We start from the raw sequence: 18,313 nt of genomic DNA, 5'->3' as shown, positions 1-18,313 counted from the left end.
TCATGAGACACCCCCGTGTGACTTGGTGGTGCGGCATCTGCCGCATCAAATGCGCGAGGAGCCCCGTTCGGATGAAGGCACACCACTCGACGGTCTCGGGAACAGGGCTCACGAACAACGCGTTCTCGCAGAGATCAATCTATTTGCAGTCGTCTGTCTTTACAAGGTCGGCTCTTGCCCGGTGTAGAGGGGCCGTGCCGGCGTGGCAGCTCGGCTCCCGGCGGTAACTCCCGCTGAGCACCCATTCCTGGCACCGCCATGATTGGCGGGTGCAGGACACAGCGTCGCCGTCGCGCTTACCACCGCACTGTTCACGTTGGCCGCCGTGGCCTTGACCGGCATGGTCGGGGCGTTCAGTACCCGCCGGCAACTTGCTCACCAGCTCACCGTCGCCCGGCAGGAGAACGTCGAGCGGCGGGCGACCCGCCGGGGCGAACTGCGGCGGGAGGCGTACGTCGGGTTCCTGAGCGCCTGCGACCAGGCATACCGGCGGTGGGTCGAGGCCGGCGGGGACGAGCCGGCGTCCGGCCACGACGAGGCGTACGCGGCGATGCGCGCCGTGGACGAGGCGTACAACCTGGTGTTGCTGGAAGGCTCGGCGGAGGTGGTGTCATTCTCGTTCGACGAGTATCAGGGGAGCGTGGGCGTGGAACTGGCAGGCATTGATGCGGTGCTGTTCGACATGGATGGCACCCTGGTCGACTCCGACGCCGCCGTCGAGCGGGCCTGGGAGCGGTGGGCCGTCGAGTACGCCGTCGACCCCGCTGCGGCGCTGGCGATCGCGCACGGCGGCCCCGCCGACCGGACCATCCGCCGGCTGCTGCCCGCGCTCGACGACAGCGCGGTCGCCGCGGCAGCGGCGCGGCAGCTCTCGTTGCAGTACGACGACCTGTCCGACGTGACGGCCACCCCCGGGGCGCACGAGCTGCTGAACGCGCTGGCCCGGTTGGGGCTGCCCTGGGCGGTGGTGACCAGCGCCGACGCGCGACTTGCCGAGGCCCGGCTCGGCGCCGCCGGCATCAAGGCGCCGGTGCTCGTCACGGTGGAGGACGTCAGCGTGGGCAAGCCGGACCCGGAGGGCTATCTGCGGGCCGCCGCTCTGCTGGGCGTGCCCGTGGCGCGGTGCCTCGTCGTCGAGGACGCCGAAGTGGGGCTGCGGGCTGGGCGGGCGGCCGGTGCGATGACCGCCGCGCTGAAAGGCCTCGACGGCGACCTGCGCCTTGCCGACCTGGCGCAGCTGGCACGCCACCTGGAGTCGACGCCGCCGGCGCCCTGACAGGGTCAGCCAGCGCTGCGATTGGTCAGGCGGACGGCGGTCAGCGCGATCAGGAACAGCGTGAGCCCGAAGAGCAGGGCGTTGAGGGCGACGATGGGATAGCCGAGTCGGGGTACGTCGAGGAACGGGTAGAGGTAGCGGCCCTCGGCCCCGCCGAAGGCGCCCCGGAGCAGGATCGCCGTCAGCCACAGCAGCGGGTAGCCGAGCAGGCTGACCGCGTACGCCGGACGCAGCGCGACCCGAGGTCGTCGGTTGAGCCACTGGGCGGCGGCCAGCGGCGGTGCCACGGCGTGCAGCAGCAGGTTGCCGACGTCGGAGACCAGCCCCCGAGCCTCGGGGTTCGCCACCATGGCGTAGCCGCTCCACGGGTTGGCCAGCACGAGGACGAAGACCAGCCCGGTGCCGACGAGGTAGACGGTGAGCGCGGTACGCAACCGGTCACCGCAGCCGGCCAGCAACACCACCAGATAGGCCAGGTCGACCTGCACGGTGAAGTAGAACAGCAGCTCGACAAGGTCGTCGCGGGCGGCGACTGCGGCGAGGACCAGCCCGACGGCGACCACCAGCGCGGTGCTCACCCGCAGGACCCGGTCGACCACCGCCACCCTCGTCGCGTCGATGGACGTCACGACGGCCACCCGCGCCCGGTCTCCGACACCGGGCTGACGGGCGGCAGCGACGCGTACAGCGTGACCAGCTCGGTCAGGTAACGCTCGGCGGACCAGGCCGCCGCCGCCGCTAGCCCGTCCCGGATCACGGCCGCGCGCAGGTCCCGCTCGGTCAGCAGCCGGGTGAGCAACGCCGCGAACGCTTCCGGGGTGGGCTCGGCGACCGGTCGGGTGGTGCCGGTGCCGGGCCGCGCGACCAGCAGGGTGTCCACCATGGCCACTGGTAGTCCGTACGCCTCGGCCTCGGCGAGCACCAGGCCCTGGGTGTCGGTGGTGGAGGTGAACGCGAGCACGTCCGCCGCACGGTAGTAGGCGCCGACCCGGTGGCGGGGCACGGGGCGCAGCAGGTGCAGCCCGCCGGCGACATCGTACCGGCGGGCCATGCGGCGGACCGCGAGTCGATGCCGCCGGACCCCGAGCAGCACCAGTTGGGCGGCCGGCAACTCGCGGCGGACCTGGGCGAACGCGGCCAGCAGCAGCTCCGGGTTCTTCTCCGGCGTGGCCCGGCCCACGGCGAGCAGCACCGGCGCGCCCGCCGGGATGCCCAGCCGGGCCCGCACCCGCCGCCGGTCGTCGGCGTCGGCGTGCGGCGCGGCGGCCGGGGTCGGCAGGACCACGATGGGGGTACGCCCCGCCATCGTCGCCATCATCGTCGCGGTCTTCGCCGAGGGGGCGATCAGGATGCTGGTGTGGGCCAGCAGGGTTCGCCCGAGGGCCGCCAGTCGGGCCTGTCGACCGGGCCCGGGGTGAGCGAGCGCCCACAGGTCCCGGCCCCGCCAGCGCAGGCCCAGCCGCAGACCGGCGTACCCGGCCCCGATCGGGATCTCCGGGTAGTGCGCCGCGTACGCCACGAGGTCGGTGTGCCAGGTCAGCACGGTCGGTACGCCCCGGTCGGCGGCCCACCGCAGGCCGGCGACGCCGAGCGGGCCGGTCGTGTGCACGTGCGCCACGTCGACCGGTGCGCTGGGCGCCCGGGGCAGTGCCAACCGGTACGGCCGGGTCGGCACCGACAGCGAGGGCACTTCGCCCGGTCGGCGGCGACGCCGCGACAGTGGGCCGGGGCAGTACAGCACGACCCGGTGCCCGGCGGCGCGCAGGAGAGCCACGGTGGTGCCGACCGAGGTGGCCACCCCCTCCTGGTTGGTGAGGTGACTGTCGCTGATGTGGGCGATCCGCACCTCGCCATCGTCGCTGGGCCGCGCACCCCGGGCTGCCCCGTGCGCCCCGGACGGAATCTGTTGGCGTGGCCCGGCCGGTTCTGCTGCACTACCCGCTGGCGACGACGAAGGGGGAGACGCTGTGGAGTTGACGTTGACGCCGATGACGGCACCGGAGTTGGCCCGTCTGCTGGGGGCACTGGAGCAGGGGTACGCCGAGGACCTGGTGGCGCACCGGGGGATGACCCCCGAGGCGGCCCGCGAGCGGGCGGTCACCCAGATCGGGGAGTCGCTGCCGGCGGGCGCGGCCACCGAGGGCGCGCTGCTCCGATTGGCCCGGGCCGGTGACACCGAGGTCGGCTGGATCTGGGTGACCCTGCCGACGGCCGCCGCCCCGGACCAGGCCTGGATCCACAACATCGAGGTGCACGGGGAGCACCGGGGGCGTGGGTACGCACGACGGATGATCCAGCTCATCGAGGTCGAACTCGCCCACCTCGGCGTGCCCGAGCTGGGCCTGAACGTCTTCGGCACGAACACCGTGGCGATCGGCCTCTACCGCAGTCTGGGCTTCGAGGTCACCTCGCAGCAGATGGCGAAGCGGATCAAACCGGCGGGCTGAGCTGGCGAAGGGCCAGCGAGGGTCCCCCCGGCAGGACTGTTCACCTGCCCAGCGGGAAACCGGCGCGGACCGCACCTGGGGAGGAGCGACGGATGACGCACGGCGCCGGACTGACCATCGGTGTGCTCGGCTCGTACGGTGGGCGAAACCTCGGCGACGAGGCGATCCTCACCGGCCTGCTCACCGATCTGCGTACGCAGGAACCGAACGCCCGGATCATCGTCTTCTCTCGGAACCCGGAGCACACCCGGGCCGCGCACCCGGACGTCGAAGCGGTGCCGTGGGAGGGCGTGAGCCGTACCGACTCGGCCCTGGTCCTGGCCCAGCTCGACCTGCTCATCCTGGGCGGCGGCGGCATCCTCTACGACCGGGAGGCCCGCCGCTACCTGCGGGTGGTCCGGGTCGCCCAGGAGCGGGGCCTGCCGCTGATCACGTACGCGGTGGGGGTCGGGCCGCTCAGCGACGCGGTGGACACCGGCATGGTCCGGGAGACGCTCTCCAGCGCGACCCAGGTGACCGTCCGGGACCAGGAGTCCCGGATGGTGCTGGAGGAGGCGGGCCTGCTCAACCCGATCACCGTCACCGCGGACCCGGCGTTCCTCCTGCAACCGGAGGAGTTCCCGGCCCACCTGCTGGCCGAGGAAGGTGTGCCGGTCGGTAAACGGTTGGTCGGGATCAGCGTGCGGGAACCGGGGCGTGCCGCCGAACGCCTCGACGTGGACGGTTACCACCGGCTGCTGGCGCAGATCGGCGACTTCCTGGTGCACCGGATCGACGCGTACGTGCTGTTCGTGCCGATGGAACGCGACGACATCCGGCACGCTCACGGGGTGCTGTCGCACATGGTCGCCGCCGAGCGGGGCCGGATCCTGCACGGCACCTACTCTCCGCAGCAGGTGCTGGGGCTGATGCGCCACTTCGACCTGGCCGTCGGCATGCGCCTGCACTTCCTGATCTTCGCGGCGATGGTCGGTACGCCGTTCCTGCCCCTGCCGTACGCCGGCAAGGTCTTCGACCTGGCCCAACGGCTCGGTGTGCCGGCGCTACGCGGCGTGGAGCGGGAGGTCGAGGGGCCACTGCTGGCCGAGGTCGACCGACTCTGGGACGAGCGGGAGCAACGCGCCGACGCCACCGCACGGCGCGTGGCGGATGTGTGTGATCAGGCGCGGGGCACCTCGGAGGTCACCCGCGGCGTGTTGGAGAGCCTGCGCAGCCAGACCCTCACCCGGGTCTGAGCGGGCGGTCACACCGCCGGGCCGGTCCACCGGTAGCGCCACTCGCGGCCCTCCTCGCGGGCGGTCTCCAACTCGTAGATCTGCGCGTCGGCCAGCCCACCGGAGCCGAGGTGGTGGTGGGTCAGCGGCGGGCGGCCGTTGCTGTCCAGTTCGACGGTGACGGTCTGCCCGTCCGCCGTGCCGCCGACGAGAAGGATCTGCACGGATGAAGCCATGCGCCCATCCTGCCCGGCAGAGCGCCCGCCCGCAGCGGATAGCGGGGCAGCGGGGTGACCCGCCCGTGGCTAGGGTCGGCGGATGGAGCAGACGATCGATCCCACGCTCGGTCCGGTGCTCGCCCGCACCGGCGACGAGCGCGCCGTCCTGACCTCGTTCCTCGACTTTCACCGGGCCGTGCTGCTGCGCAAACTGCGCGGGCTCTCCGACGCCGACGCACGTCGCCGGCTGGTGCCCTCGGCGACCACCCTCCTCGGGCTGGTCAAGCACCTGAGCATGGTCGAGCGGAACTGGTTCCCGACCCTGTTGGCCCCGGAGCCCGGCGACGTCTACCTGACCTCCGAGGAAGACGCGGTGGCCAGCTTCCTGCTCAGCGACGAGGAAAGCGTCGCCGGGGTCGTCGAGGCGTACGAGCGGGCCTGCACCCGCTCCCGGGAGATCGTCGCGAGCGTCGACCTCGACCACGTGGTGCCGCACCCGCAGCTCGGTGAGGTGTCGGTGCGCTGGATTCTGGTGCACCTGATCGAGGAGACGGCCCGGCACGCGGGCCACGCCGACATCCTGCGCGAGCTGACCGACGGCGAGTGCGGCGCGCTCTGAACCCTCGGTACCGGTGTTGCCCCTCCACCTCCAGCCCTCGCGATCTTGCACTTTCGGCTGCGACAAAAGGTGCATTCTTCGCGGATCGTCGACACGAACTGCAAGATCGCGCAGGTGTGGTGGTGGGTGCGGTGGTGGGTGTGGGTGCCTGGTTTGTCGGGCCGCCTATCCTGGTCGCGGGCGGCGGTGAGGGGGAGCAGGTGCTGGTCATCCACGGGCTGTGGTTGCCCCGCGACAATTCGACCGGCGCCAGCTTCACCGGCGGCCTTGCCGTCTGGGCCGAGGACAGCGCCGCGCCGATTCCCGCTCCGCGTTCGGGTCGCCCGGCCCGGGAACGCCCGCACCCCTTCGCCGCCGGGCACACCGACCTGGCCGCCGTCCTCGCCGAGGCCGCCGAGCCGACCCGGCTGGACACCGCGCTGCTCACCCTGCCGACCCTGGCGGGCGTGCCGACCGACTCACCCGAGCTGATCCGCACCACCGTCGCACCTGCGGCCCGTGGCCGGCTCACCCTGGCCGGGTGGCGGGTCCCCATCCTGGTGTACGCCCCGGACGCCGCCCTGCCGCTGCTCCAGTCCCTGGACAGCATCCTGGCGGTGCCCGGGGCCGCCCTGCGGCACCTCGCCGAGCTGGCCGACTTCGCCGCCGACCTGGTGACCCGTGGCCGCGTCCTGCCCGGTGTACGCACGCCGACGGGCGACCGGCCGCTCGGCGCTGGCGCGACAGTGGTCTCCGGCGCTGCCGCGCGGGTGACCTCCGGCGCTGCCGAGACGGTGACGCCCGGCGCTGCCGGCGAGGTGCCCGCGCAGGCGGTCTGGCGTCCGCTGCTGACCGGCACCGACGCCGCCTGGGCGCGATCGCTGGCGCTGGCCCTGCCACCTGCCGCCCGCGCCACCGTCGTGCCGCCCGCTGCCGCCGCGTTGCCGACGTCCACCGCCGCCGCTGCTCAGCGACGCGCCGAGAGCGAGGCTGTGGCGACCGCCGGTTCTGGCGGGCGCGAGCTGGCCGCTGCTCAGCGACGCGCCGAGAGCGAGGCTGTGGCGACCGCCGGTTCTGCCGTCGGCGAGCTGACCGCCGCCGCGCTGGTCGCGGACGCGCTCGACGCGTTGACCGACGCTGCCGCGCGGGCAGCGCTGGCGACCACCACGCTGGGCCGGGGGCTGCGCCCGGGTGGTCCGGCACCGGCCTGGTTGGCCGCGCTCGCCGGCCCACAGCGGGACTTCACCATCGACCCGGCCGGGCTGGCCGTCCTCTCCTCCGAACTGGACGCGTGGCAGCGCGACGCGGCCGGTGGGCCGGTGCGGGCCAGTTTCCGCCTGGTCGAGCCGGCCCCCGACGAGGTCACCGAACCGATCCTGGCCACCCGAGCGGTGCCGGCCGACAGTGCGCCGGAGCCGGTCGAGTCGACCGGTGGCGGGCGCTGGCGGTTGGAGTTCGGGTTGCAGGCCGCGGACGAACCCGGCCTGCACGTCGATGCCGGGGACATCTGGCAGGCCCCGCAGACCCTCGGCGGCCTGGTCGGCCGGACGACCAGCCCGCAGGAGACGCTCCTCGCCGAGCTGGGCCGGGCCAGCCGGCTCTGGCCGGACCTGGACGCGGCGCTGCGTACCGCCGCCCCGGAGGCGATGGAACTCGACGTGGAAGGGGCGCACCGGTTCCTCAGCGCGGGTGCCCCGGTGCTGCACTCGGCCGGTTTCGGGGTGCTGCTGCCGTCCTGGTGGCAGCGCCCGTCGGCGCGCCTGGGCGCCCGGTTGCGGGCGCGCAGCCGCACCGCGCCGGGCACTGTGGGTGGCACCGATGGCGGTGTCGGCCTGGACGCCCTGGTCGACTACCGCTGGGAGATCGCCCTCGGTGACCAGCCGCTGTCCGCCGAGGAGTTGGCGGCGCTGGCCGAGATGAAGACCCCGCTGGTACGGCTCCGTGGCCGGTGGGTGGAGCTGGACCCGGGGCGGCTCGCCGCCGGTCTGCGCCTGCTCCGCTCCTCGGGCGAGCTGACCGTCGCCGACCTGCTCCGCCTCGGGCTGGCCGACGGCGACGCCACAGGCGCGCTGCCGGTGCTGGAGGTGAGCGCCGACGGAGCGCTGGGGGATCTGCTCGCCGGCGCGGTCGAGCGGCGGCTCACCCCGCTGGACCCGCCCCCGGGCTTCGAGGGGACGCTGCGGCCGTACCAGCAGCGTGGGCTCGCCTGGCTGGCCTTCCTGCGCTCACTCGGTCTGGGCGGTGTGCTCGCCGACGACATGGGGCTGGGCAAGACGGTGCAACTGCTCGCGCTGCTCGCCGGGGACCCACCGGAGGCCGGGCCGACCCTGCTGGTCTGTCCGATGTCGCTGGTCGGCAACTGGCAGCGGGAGGCGGCGCGGTTCACCCCGGGGCTGCGGGTGCACGTACACCATGGTGCCGAGCGGGCGCGGGGGGCGGAGTTCACCACGGCCGCGCACGGCGCGGACCTGGTCCTCACCACCTACTCGGTGGCCGCCCGCGACGCCGCCGACCTGGCCGGCATCGACTGGCACCGGGTGGTGGTGGACGAGGCGCAGGCAATCAAGAACGCGTCGACCCGACAGGCCGAGGCGGTGCGCGCGCTGCCCGCCCGGCAGCGGGTGGCGGTGACCGGTACGCCGGTGGAGAACCGCCTCGCCGACCTCTGGTCGATCATGCAGTTCGCCAACCCGGGTCTGCTCGGGCCGGCCGCGACGTTCCGCAAGCGGTTCGCCGAGCCGATCGAACGCAACGGCGACGCCGAGGCCGCCGAGCGGCTCCGCCGGATCACCGGCCCGTTCGTGTTGCGCCGGCTCAAGACCGACTCGTCGATCATCTCCGACCTGCCGGAGAAGCTGGAGATGGAGGTGCTCTGCAACCTCACCGCCGAGCAGGCCGCCCTCTACCGGGTGGTGGTCGACGACATGCTCGCCCGGATCGAGACCAGCGACGGCATCGAGCGACGCGGCCTGGTGTTGGCCACGATGACCCGACTCAAGCAGGTCTGCAACCACCCCGCCCAACTGCTGCGCGACGGCTCGCCGTTGGAGGGCCGTTCCGGCAAGCTGGCCCGGCTCACCGAGATCCTGGAGGAGGTGCTGGCGGCTGGGGAGAAGGCGCTGCTCTTCACCCAGTACGCCGAGTTCGGTGCGATGTTGCGCGGTCACCTGTCGGCCCGGTTCGGTCGGGAGGTGCTGTTCCTGCACGGTGGCCTGGGCAAGGCCGAGCGGGACGCCCTGGTGCAGCGCTTCCAGTCGGCGGAGGGTCCGCCGCTGTTCGTCCTGTCCCTCAAGGCCGGCGGCACCGGGCTGACCCTGACCGCCGCGAACCACGTGGTGCATGTGGACCGGTGGTGGAACCCGGCGGTCGAGGACCAGGCCACCGACCGGGCGTTCCGGATCGGGCAGCGCCGACGGGTGCAGGTCCGCAAGTTCGTCTGCGCCGGAACGGTGGAGGAGAAGGTTGCCGCGCTGATCGCCGACAAGCGCAGCCTCGCCGAGCGGGTGGTGGGCACCGGTGAGCAGTGGATCACCGAGCTGTCCACCGGCCAGTTGCGGGACCTGTTCGCCCTGGAGGCCGGGGCGGTGGTGGAGTGAGCGAGCGGAGCGCCGGCGTGAGCACCGACCGGTTCGCCGACTACGGGCGCCCCCGTCGGGTCGACGGGGGTCTGCGGGCGCGCAGCGCCCGGGGTGCGATCGGCCGGTCCTGGTGGTCGCGGCGTTTCCTGGAGGTGCTGGAGTCGTTCGCGCTCGGCACCCGGTTGACCCGCGGGCGGTCGTACGCGCGAGCCGGTCAGGTGCTCACGCTCGACGTCACCCCCGGACGGGTCAGCGCGGTGGTGCAGGGCTCCCGGCCGAAGCCGTACCAGGTGTCGATCGCGGTGCAGCCGTTCCCGGCCGCGCTCTGGTCCCGAATCGAGGACGAGCTGGCCGGGCAGGCGTTCTTCAGCGCCCGGCTGCTCGCCGGGGACCTGCCCGACGAGTTGGAGGAGCTGTTCGCCGCCGCCGGCGCGCCGCTCTTTCCGGCAGGCGTCGACGAGCTGACCCAGCGCTGCAACTGCCCGGACTTCGCGGTGCCCTGCAAGCACCTTGCGGCGACGTTCTACCTGCTGGCCGAGGCGTTCGACGCGGACCCGTTCGAGCTGCTGCACTGGCGCGGTCGGTCCCGCGCCGAGTTGCTCGACGCCCTGCGCGCCCGCCGGGCCGAGGCCACCGGTGTCATCCCGCCGCCCCCGCCGGTCGCCGAACCGTCCGAACCGGACGGTGTGGTGTCGGCGGTGGACGTCGTGGCGCCGGTCGGTGCCGCCCGCGCGCTCGTCGGGCTGTCGGCGACGCCGCTGGCGGAGGCGGCGGACCGGTTCTGGTCAGCGCCGGTGCCGCTGCCGGACCGCCCGCCCCGACTGGTGACCGGCACGGACCTGCTGCTGCGCCAGCTCGGAGCGCCAGCCCCGGCCATCGGTGGGCCGGGAATGCTCGAACGGTTGCGCCGCGCGTACCGGGCGTTCGGCCCGGCGGACCGGTGAGCCGTCCCGTCGAGCGGTTGAGCGGTCATGTCCAGCGGCGGCGGAACCGCCACATGATCGCGGCATTGACCATCAGCACCACCGCGCAGATCGCCCCGGTGAGCCGACCGGCGAACACGGCTATCGCCGGCAGTGACGCCCACAGCACGATGGTCAACAACATCAGATAGCGGCCCCTGCGGGCCCGGACCCGGTGGTCGAGCTTCTTGAAGAAAGCCGGGTCGCTTTCCCGGAGCTGACGGGTGATCTGGTCGAATCTGCGCTGATCCTCTTTGCTGAGCATGGCGCTGCCTTCCCCTCACGCGTTCAGCGGTTCGGCGGCATACCCGCTGCGGTGGCGGCTCACGCTCGCCTGCTGCTGCTACTTTTCCTCCATCCGAACGCGCTTCATGTCCGGCTTACCCCGACCTTAAGTTTGCCTTTGGTGGTTAACGACGCCGAAAGTGTCGGGTACGGCGGGGTGGTCCGATCCGTGCTCGGCTGGCGCGCGTACGCCCTGCTGGGAGAGTCTGCGGGCGGATCCGTCCCGTCGCCCGCCGACGAGGCCGCACTGAACGGTGTCTTAAGTGCCCTCACGGGGGTGCTCCGGCCGCCTTGAAGGGCCCTGGGGCCTTGGTTACTTTGCCGTAGCAACCCCCTCAGGCAACAGTCGCCGCACCTGCCGCACCTGCCTGGTAGCAGCTTCCGGCGCTCATCAGAAATCGGGATTGGTACATGGCCGACCAGAATGTGCCACCACGTCGGCCGCGGGACGACCGCGGTTGGGACGGACACCAGCACCACAGCGCTGACGGCTACGGCGACCCCCACCCGCCCGCGCCCTACGGCTACGACTCGCCCCACCCCCAGCAGGGCGGCTACGCCGCGCCGGCCGACCCGCGTGAGCAGTACGCCGGGCAGCCCGCACCCGCCCCGCGCGGTCCGCAGTGGATCGGCCCGGAGGGCCTTGGCCGCCCGGCCCCGGCCCGCCCGGCCGGCACCGGACTGCCCACCCTCGACGATGACGACGAGCCGGGTCGCAAGGTCGGCCGACGCAAGGCGATGGTGGCCCTCGGCGGCACCGCCGCCGTCGTCGCCGGTGGCGCGGCGCTCGCCATGACCCCGCAGATCCGTGGCCTCCTCGGCGGCGAGGCGGCGGCTGGCGACGCGACCGGCAGCACGGTGACCGACGGCACCGCTGCACGGCCCAGCGGCCAGCAGCCCAGCACGGTGCGCACCTACACCGAGCAGAACGAGAGCTACATGGGCTCCCGCGCCGGTGCGGCGCTGAAGAAGAACGCGCCGGCCGGTGGGCGCACCTTCTCCGGCCCGGCGGCGGCAGCGGCGGCGACCCAGGTGACCGTGAAGACGGTGCTGGCGAAGGACCCGATCCTGCACCTGGCCCGGCGGGCCACCTTCGGCGTGACGCCCGCGCTGGTCGCCGACATCAAGCGCGAGGGCATGGACGCCTGGATCCGCGCCCAGCTGGACCCGGACAAGTTGGAGCCGAGCAAGGGCGAGCTGAAGCTCGCCGAGCTGCCGACCCAGAAGCTCTCCGTGCAGCAGCTGCGCGACCAGCGGGACAAGCTCAACGACCAGGGCGCCCAGCCGGACCAGGAGATGGTCGACGCCACCATCGCCCGGCAGATCTGGTCCAAGCGCCAACTGTTCGAGGTGATGGTCGACTTCTGGAACGACTTCCTGCACGTCGCCGCGGACTTCGACGGCGGCGAGGTGTACCGCAACTCGTTCGACCAGGACGTCGTCCGCAAGCACGCCCTGGGCAGCTACCCGGAGATGCTGGTCGCCGCGAACAAGCACCCGGCGCTGCTGATCTACCTGAACCAGAAGGACTCCCGCAAGGACGCGATCAACGAGAACCTCGCGCGGGAGAACCTCGAGCTCTACTCGGTCGGCGTCGACGGCGGCTACAAGGAGCCGGACGTCCGGCAGGCCGCCATGCTCCAGACCGGCCGTGGCGTCCAGGACGGCAAGTACGTCTTCCGGCCCGAGCAGCACTACGTCGGCAAGGTGAAGATCCTCGGCTTCACCCACGCCAACAACTCGGCCGACCCGAAGAAGGCCGAAGCGGCGATCGACGCGTACATCACCTACATCGCGACGCACCCGTCGACCGCGAAGTACGTGGCGCAGAGCCTGGCCACCCGGTTCGTCTCGGACACCCCGCCGAAGTCCCTGGTGGACCGGCTGGCCAAGACGTACACCACCAACAAGGGCATGATCAAGCCGGTCCTGATGACGCTCTTCTGCTCCTCGGAGTTCTGGGCCGGTGTGGGCCAGAAGGTGCGCCGGCCGATGGAGTACCTGGTCGCCACGTACCGCACCCTGGGTGTCTCGCCCGAGGCGTCGCCGAAGCACAACAACGGCGACAGCAAGCGCACCCCGTACGCCCGGGGGCTGCGCCAGATCAACGACAAGCTGCGCGAGTTGGGTCACTACCCGATGGGTCAGCCCACGCCGGACGGCTACCCGGACGTCTACGTCGCCTGGACCTCGGCCGGCACCATGGTCAACGGCTGGAACGAGGCGGGCGAGATCCTCGCCGGCTACCGCACCACCTTCACGTACACGGCGCCGGAGAAGTTGGTCGCCAAGCCTCCGGCGACGGCCGGGGCGTACGTGGACGCGCTCTCCCTGCGGCTGGTGGGCCAGAAGTTGAGCACGCGGGAGAAGAACCTCATCCTCGGCGTGGCCGGTGTGTCGGCGACCGCCAAGGTCGACGCCACGTTCAACGGGGCCATCACCGCCGTCGCGCGGGCGATCCTCGCTTCCCCCCAGCACCACCTCCGGTGAGGCACCCGATGGAGAAGACTGTGTACAACTCTTTCCCCCTGCACCCCGAATGCCCGGACGTGCGACGGCTGGCCGACAACCCGGCCGAGGCGTTGCTGCGCGCCGAGGCCGACATCGTCGCCGCCGAGAACGCCGCCGAGTTCGACAGGTACCGCACCCTGGAGGACCTGGAGGAGGCCCAGCAGGACGGGCGGGGCGTGACCCGACGGACCTTCGTCGCGGGTGCCGCCGCCACCGCGACCGCGCTGGCCACCGCCCAGTTCGTCACCACCTCGGCGTCGTTCGCGGCGACCAAGACCGGCACCCTGATCCACGTCTTCCTCTACGGCGGGCTGGACGGGCTGAGCCTCGTCGCTCCGGACAACGACCCGGTGCTCGCCAAGGCCCGCCCCGACCTGCTGCTCGGAAACGACTCGTTGGCCCTGGGCCGGGGCTTCAAGCTGACCAGCGCGTTCAAGCCGCTGGAGAAGTGGCTCACGGCCGGTCAGCTGGGCTTCATCCCGGCGGTCTCGGACGAGCGGTTGTCCCGCAGCCACTTCCAGGCCGCGGACGCCTGCAACCTGGGCGGGCTGCCCAACGAGACCGGCGGCCGGGGTTGGCTCGACGGGCTCGTCGACAACCTGGGCAAGGGCACCGCGTTCCGCAGCGTCGGTGTCGGCAGCACGCTGCCCCGCTCGCTGGTCGGCAACAACGGCGCGCTTTCGCTGAGCAGGGTCGGCTCGCTGCGGCTCAACGGTGACGAGCGGTTCCGTGCCGCCACCGAGAAGGCCATCAAGGGGCTCTTCACCGGCATCAACCACCCGGTCGAGGAGGCCGTGCAGGAGGGCATGGGCGCGCTGGCCACCGCCCAGAAGCTCGCCGCGAAGCCGTACCAGCCGGCCGAGGGTGTCAAGTACGAGGGCGTCGGCAACGCGTTCCAGCAGCTCGCCCAGCTGATCAAGGGCGGCGCCAACGTGCGGGTCGCCACGGTCGGCATGGGCGGCTACGACACCCACGAGAACCAGGGCACCCGCGAGGGCGGCCAGCTGCACCGCCGGTTGAACGAACTGGCCAGCGCGATGGCCGCGTTCTTCACCGATCTCGGCCCGCAGGCCGCCGACGTGACGATCATGGTGTCCAGCGAGTTCGGCCGGCGAGTCAGCTCCAACACCGGCGGCACCGACCACGGACACGGCGGCGTGGTCACCCTGCTCTCCGGCAAGAAGCTGGCCGGTTCGCTGCTCGGCACCTGGAACGGCCTGGACAAGCTGGACTCCGGTGACGTGCCGGAGTACAACAACATGTTCAACGTCTACGGCGCGGTGGCCCAGGGCCGGTTCGGGCTCACCAACGCGGAGGTCGACAAGGTCTTCCCTCGCCAGAAGTACGCCCCGATGAAGCTGTACGCGTGACGTACCCGCACACCCACGCCACCGGCCGCCGCACCGGGACCTCGTCCCGGCACGGCGGCCGGTCGGCTGCTCCCGTACCCCCGCAGGTGCCGGCCCGGCGCGGACCCGGCGGCCGACGGCTGCTGGGCGTGCTGCTCCTGATCGGCCTGCTCGCCAGCGTGCTCCCGTGGTGGTTGGGCACCCCCGCCGGATCGTTGCGGACCACCGCGACCACCATCACCGCGGCCGGCCGGATCACCGGCCTGGTCGCCGGCTACCTGCTGCTGGTGCAGGTGCTGATGATGAGCCGCCTACCGGTGCTGGAACGGTGGATCGGCGGCGAGCACACGGCCCGCTGGCACCGGGACATCGGTGCCACCCTGCTGGTCACCGCGCTGGCGCACATGTCGCTGATCCTCGTCGGCTACGCCGACCTGCGTAACCAGTCGATCCTCGCCGAGGTCGGCACGCTGCTCGGCGACTACGAGGACATGGTCTCGGCGTTCGCCGCCACCGGCATCATGATGCTGGTCGGGTTCAGCAGCATCCGGGCGATCCGACGGGCGTTGCCCTACGAGCTGTGGCACCTGCTGCACCTGTCCAGCTACCTGATCCTGCTGCTCGGCTTCGGCCACCAGTTCACCCACGGCGCGCAGCTGTACAAGCCCGGCCCGGTGCGCACCGGCTGGATCGCGCTCTACCTCCTGGTCGTCGCCGCCCTGCTCTGGGGTCGGGTGATCGCGCCGCTGGCGTTCAACCTGCGCTACCGGCTGCGGGTCGCCGACGTGGTCGCCGAGAGCCCCGACACCATCTCCATCTACCTCACCGGGGAGCGGCTCGGCCGGCTCGCGATGCTCGGCGGCCAACACTTCCGCTGGCGGTTCCTCACCCGGGGCTGCTGGTGGCAGTCGCACCCGTTCTCGGTCTCCGCCGCCGCCAACGGCCGCTGGCTGCGGGTCACCGTCAAGGTGGTCGGCACCCACACCGCCGACCTGCGCGACCTGGACCCGGGCACCCGGGTCTGGGCCGAAGGCCCCTCGGGCACCTTCACCGCCGCGCACCGGCTCCGCGAGCGGGCGCTGTTGATCGCCGGCGGCAGCGGCATCACGCCGATCCGGGCGATGCTGGAGGAGCTGCCGCCGGGCGCCGCGCTGATCTACCGGGCCCGCACCCCGGCCGACGTGCTGCTCAGCCGAGAGTTGGACTGGCTGGCCCAGGAGCGGAACACCTCGGTCTGGTACGTCATCGGTTCCCGCGACGACCCCGGCCCCCGGCAGCTGATGAGCCCGGACGGGCTGCGCCAACTGGTGCCCGACGTGGCCCGGCGCGACGTCTACCTGTGCGGGCCGCCCGGGCTGGTGGAACAGTCGGTGCGGGCGCTGCGGCGGGCCGGCGTGCCCCGGCGGCAGATCCACCTGGCCACGTTCGAGCTGTAGGAAGGGCATACCCATGCGTCGCGCGTTCCTCGCGATCACCGGCCTGGCCGCCAGCACCACCGCGCTGGTGGTGTTCAAGGGCTCGCCGGGCGCCACCCAGGTCGCCCAGAACCTGCCGACCGCCCAGCCGGTCGATCCCACCCCGCAGGAGGTCGAGCCGAGCGCCGACCCGTCGGGCGCGCCGCCGACGCCGTCGGTGACCGCCGACGCGCCCACGTCGCCCAAGCCGACCAAGAACACCGCTCGCCCGTCCGGCACGCGCACCACCACGAAGGCCGCACCCCGGACCACCACCAAGGCACCCCAGTCGAGCACCCGCCGGGTCACCGGCAACGGCTTCGACAACGAGTACGGGTACGTGCAGGTGCAGATCGTCGTCTCGGGTAACCGGATCGTCGAGGCCGTGGCGTTGTCGCTGCCCAGCGGCGGTGAATCCGACATCCACAGCAGCGACGTCCGCGACCGCTACGACGGCAGCGGCGGCGAGGTGGTGCAGAAGCAGAACGCGAACCTCAACACCGTCTCCGGGGCCACCGAGACCAGCAATTCCTACAAGCAGTCACTGCGGTCCGCCATCGAGCAGGCCTTCTGACGTGCGGGCCACACTGACCCGACCCGGGCTGTGCCGGGTCGAACAGATCATGGGTACGGCCATCACAGTGGACCTCGCCGACGATCTGCCCCCGGCGACCCTGCGCGAGCTGGCGGATGAGGTCTTCGCCTGGATGCACGAGGTGGACGCGCGGTTCAGCACCTACCAGCCGGCCAGCGAGGTGTGCCGCTTCGACCGGGGTGAGGTGCTGCTGTCCGAAGCGTCAGCGGACCTGCGGTACGTGTTGGAGACCTGCGCCGACCTGTGGGGCGCCACCGACGGGTTCTTCGACGCGTACGCCACCGGTCGGCTCGACCCGTCCGGCTTCGTCAAGGGCTGGGCGGCTCAGGTCGCCTCGGACCGCCTCGTCGCCGCCGGTGCCGTCAACCACTGCGTCAACGCCGGTGGTGACGTGCGGGTGCGGGGCCTGTCGCCGTCCGGTGAGCCGTGGCGCATCGGCATCCGGCACCCGTGGGACGCGACGGCGGCCTGCCTGGTGCTCGCCGGGACCGACCTGGCCGTGGCCACGTCCGGCGTGTACGAGCGGGGCCGGCACGTGTTGGACCCGCGCCGGGGAGCGCCGGCCAGTGGGCTGCGCTCGGTGACCGTGGTCGGGACCGACCTCGGGGTGGCCGACGCGTACGCCACCGCTGCCCTGGCCATGGGCACCCCCGGCCTCGGTTGGTTGGCCCGCCTGGACGATCACACCCACGCGGCGATAACCGACAACGCCCGCCAGTACCAGTCCGTCGACCTCCCCCTGACGGACTAGCGGAGAGGGCGGTGGGTGCCGGCTGGGCGGGAGCCGGTGGGTCGGGGGCGGCCGGGGCGGGAGCCGGACGGTCGGGTGCCGGCCCAGCGACGCCCTGGGTGGCTGCGCCGGGGCGGCTCGGTCCCGCCGGGGTGAGGCGCTCTGTCGTTGGTGGACATCGTTCCCCCGTTCGTGGCGCGCGTTCGCACCGTCTCCCTTTCAACGAGGACCGGCGCCCCGGCGACGCTGTCGGGCTTCGAATCGAATCGTCGACCGGGCTGGTTTCACATGCCTCGTCGGGGCAGCGGCAGGTGACCGGGGAGCAGGTCGGGGGCGAGCGTCACCCCGGCGGCGCGCAGCGCCCCGATCAACGTGTTCTGCACGAGGTACGAATCCGGAAGCTGCCAGCGCGCCTGCTCGGGGGCGACCGCCCAGCGGACCGTGCCCTCCGGCAGCCGGGTGGGCGGCGCGGGGATCCACGAGCCCGGCCCGTGCCGGACCACGTGGAAGCAGTGCTCCAACTCGGGCCGGAGCGGGTCGCCGGGGCGGACCAGGAACATCCACCGCCCGGTGGGCGTGACCAGCACCGGCCCGCGTACGCCGGTGCCGGCCGGGTGGATCTGGACCGCGTCGAGCACGTGCCGGCCGAGGTGGGCGGGCACCTCCAGCACGTCGAAGGCCCGGCCGGTGGGGAGCAGCACGCCGTGCGGGCGGCTCCGCCACCAGGTGGCCACCCGGGCCGGGTCGGCGCTGGCGGCGAGCTCCCAGTTCTCCAGGGCGGGATGGCAGCCCACTGTGGGACAGCCGGCCCGCCCGCAGACGAAGCGGCTGCGGGCCAGACAGGCGCCCGGTGTGACCTCCCAGCCGTGCATGGCGTACCGGATGGCGACCCGGCGCAGCCGGACCCGTTCCAGCGGCGACAGTTCGGCGACGCGCGGTCCGACATTCCCCCACATGTGTGCCCACTCCTCTCGTCGGTCCCGGCGTTCGCCAGGTCGCATGTCGAGCACCGTCACTGCCGTAACCCACGATCGTTGAGGTTGACGAACGGCTCGTGCAACTTGCACGAAAAGTACGAGGACCAGCTGTACGGCTG

At 72.5% G+C, this 18,313-nt stretch carries 15 protein-coding genes and 2 pseudogenes; 12 read left to right on the top strand and 5 right to left on the bottom strand.

Annotated features, from left to right (window positions below):
• Window positions 1-325 precede the first annotated feature (325 nt).
• Window positions 326-1,276: an HAD-IA family hydrolase gene (locus V6U86_RS06765; RefSeq protein ID WP_334499627.1), complete on the top strand. Its 951-nt coding sequence runs from the start codon at window positions 326-328 to the stop codon at window positions 1,274-1,276.
• 5 nt (window positions 1,277-1,281) lie between these two features.
• On the opposite strand, the gene V6U86_RS06760 is transcribed toward V6U86_RS06765, so the two are convergent.
• Entirely contained in the window at window positions 1,282-1,905 is a 624-nt protein-coding gene (locus tag V6U86_RS06760; protein ID WP_334499625.1) for a Pr6Pr family membrane protein, read from the bottom strand.
• Window positions 1,902-3,122 carry a glycosyltransferase gene (locus tag V6U86_RS06755; protein WP_334499623.1) on the bottom strand — a complete coding sequence of 407 codons (1,221 nt, stop codon included), beginning with the start codon at window positions 3,120-3,122 and terminating at the stop codon, window positions 1,902-1,904. The genes V6U86_RS06760 and V6U86_RS06755 overlap by 4 nt, the downstream gene beginning before the upstream one ends.
• Window positions 3,123-3,243: 121 nt before the next feature.
• Here V6U86_RS06755 and V6U86_RS06750 point away from each other — a divergent pair, with 121 nt between their 5' ends.
• Both V6U86_RS06750 and V6U86_RS06745 read left to right on the top strand, forming a co-directional pair.
• A complete protein-coding gene (locus V6U86_RS06750; protein WP_334499621.1) occupies window positions 3,244-3,723 on the top strand; it encodes a GNAT family N-acetyltransferase in 480 nt (159 codons plus the stop codon).
• A 92-nt stretch (window positions 3,724-3,815) separates the two neighbouring features.
• Complete coding sequence (locus V6U86_RS06745) at window positions 3,816-4,958, top strand: polysaccharide pyruvyl transferase family protein (RefSeq protein ID WP_334499619.1); 1,143 nt, start codon at window positions 3,816-3,818, stop codon at window positions 4,956-4,958.
• An 8-nt stretch (window positions 4,959-4,966) separates the two neighbouring features.
• Here the strand turns inward: V6U86_RS06745 and V6U86_RS06740 are convergent, their stop codons facing one another.
• Window positions 4,967-5,173 (bottom strand): hypothetical protein, encoded by a 207-nt coding sequence (locus tag V6U86_RS06740; protein ID WP_334499618.1) that lies wholly within the window; start codon window positions 5,171-5,173, stop codon window positions 4,967-4,969.
• Between the two features lie 82 nt (window positions 5,174-5,255).
• Here V6U86_RS06740 and V6U86_RS06735 point away from each other — a divergent pair, with 82 nt between their 5' ends.
• From V6U86_RS06735 to V6U86_RS06725, 4 genes and pseudogenes are all read left to right on the top strand, one after another.
• A complete protein-coding gene (locus tag V6U86_RS06735; protein ID WP_334499616.1) occupies window positions 5,256-5,774 on the top strand; it encodes a DinB family protein in 519 nt (172 codons plus the stop codon).
• 200 nt (window positions 5,775-5,974) lie between these two features.
• A pseudogene (locus tag V6U86_RS33340) lies at window positions 5,975-6,467 on the top strand (ATP-dependent helicase); the annotation flags it as partial.
• A 95-nt stretch (window positions 6,468-6,562) separates the two neighbouring features.
• A pseudogene (locus tag V6U86_RS06730) lies at window positions 6,563-9,349 on the top strand (DEAD/DEAH box helicase); the annotation flags it as partial.
• On the top strand, window positions 9,346-10,275 hold the full coding sequence (locus V6U86_RS06725; protein ID WP_442934886.1) for an SWIM zinc finger family protein: 930 nt from the start codon (window positions 9,346-9,348) through the stop codon (window positions 10,273-10,275). The pseudogene V6U86_RS06730 and the gene V6U86_RS06725, both read left to right, overlap by 4 nt.
• A 25-nt stretch (window positions 10,276-10,300) precedes the next feature.
• Here V6U86_RS06725 and V6U86_RS06720 read toward each other — a convergent pair whose 3' ends face one another.
• Window positions 10,301-10,558: a DUF3040 domain-containing protein gene (locus tag V6U86_RS06720; RefSeq protein ID WP_334499612.1), complete on the bottom strand. Its 258-nt coding sequence runs from the start codon at window positions 10,556-10,558 to the stop codon at window positions 10,301-10,303.
• 431 nt (window positions 10,559-10,989) lie between these two features.
• On the opposite strand from V6U86_RS06720, the gene V6U86_RS06715 reads away from it, so the two are divergent.
• Genes V6U86_RS06715 through V6U86_RS06695 form a run of 5 tightly spaced genes read left to right on the top strand, consistent with a single transcriptional unit; the run spans window position 10,990 to window position 17,238 of the window.
• Complete coding sequence (locus tag V6U86_RS06715; protein ID WP_334499610.1) at window positions 10,990-13,068, top strand: DUF1800 domain-containing protein; 2,079 nt, start codon at window positions 10,990-10,992, stop codon at window positions 13,066-13,068.
• An 8-nt stretch (window positions 13,069-13,076) separates the two neighbouring features.
• Window positions 13,077-14,459 carry a DUF1501 domain-containing protein gene (locus V6U86_RS06710; protein ID WP_334499608.1) on the top strand — a complete coding sequence of 461 codons (1,383 nt, stop codon included), beginning with the start codon at window positions 13,077-13,079 and terminating at the stop codon, window positions 14,457-14,459.
• Window positions 14,456-15,874, top strand: a complete 1,419-nt coding sequence (locus tag V6U86_RS06705) for a ferredoxin reductase family protein (RefSeq protein ID WP_334499607.1) — start codon at window positions 14,456-14,458, stop codon at window positions 15,872-15,874. The genes V6U86_RS06710 and V6U86_RS06705 overlap by 4 nt, the downstream gene beginning before the upstream one ends.
• 13 nt (window positions 15,875-15,887) lie before the next feature.
• A complete protein-coding gene (locus V6U86_RS06700) occupies window positions 15,888-16,466 on the top strand; it encodes an FMN-binding protein (protein WP_334499605.1) in 579 nt (192 codons plus the stop codon).
• Between the two features lie 49 nt (window positions 16,467-16,515).
• The gene (locus V6U86_RS06695) at window positions 16,516-17,238 is read left to right on the top strand and encodes an FAD:protein FMN transferase (RefSeq protein WP_334499935.1); all 723 of its coding nucleotides are present in this window, start codon (window positions 16,516-16,518) and stop codon (window positions 17,236-17,238) included.
• 263 nt (window positions 17,239-17,501) lie between these two features.
• On the opposite strand, the gene V6U86_RS06690 is transcribed toward V6U86_RS06695, so the two are convergent.
• Entirely contained in the window at window positions 17,502-18,173 is a 672-nt protein-coding gene (locus V6U86_RS06690) for a bifunctional DNA primase/polymerase (protein ID WP_334499603.1), read from the bottom strand.
• Window positions 18,174-18,313: the final 140 nt, after the last annotated feature.

It is taken from the genome of Micromonospora sp. CPCC 205558, from assembly GCF_036902955.1.
In the GTDB taxonomy this organism is placed as follows: Bacteria; Actinomycetota; Actinomycetes; order Mycobacteriales; family Micromonosporaceae; genus Micromonospora.
The sequence above is the reverse complement of the archived record's forward strand: the minus strand, read 5'-3'. Positions and strand labels throughout refer to the sequence as shown.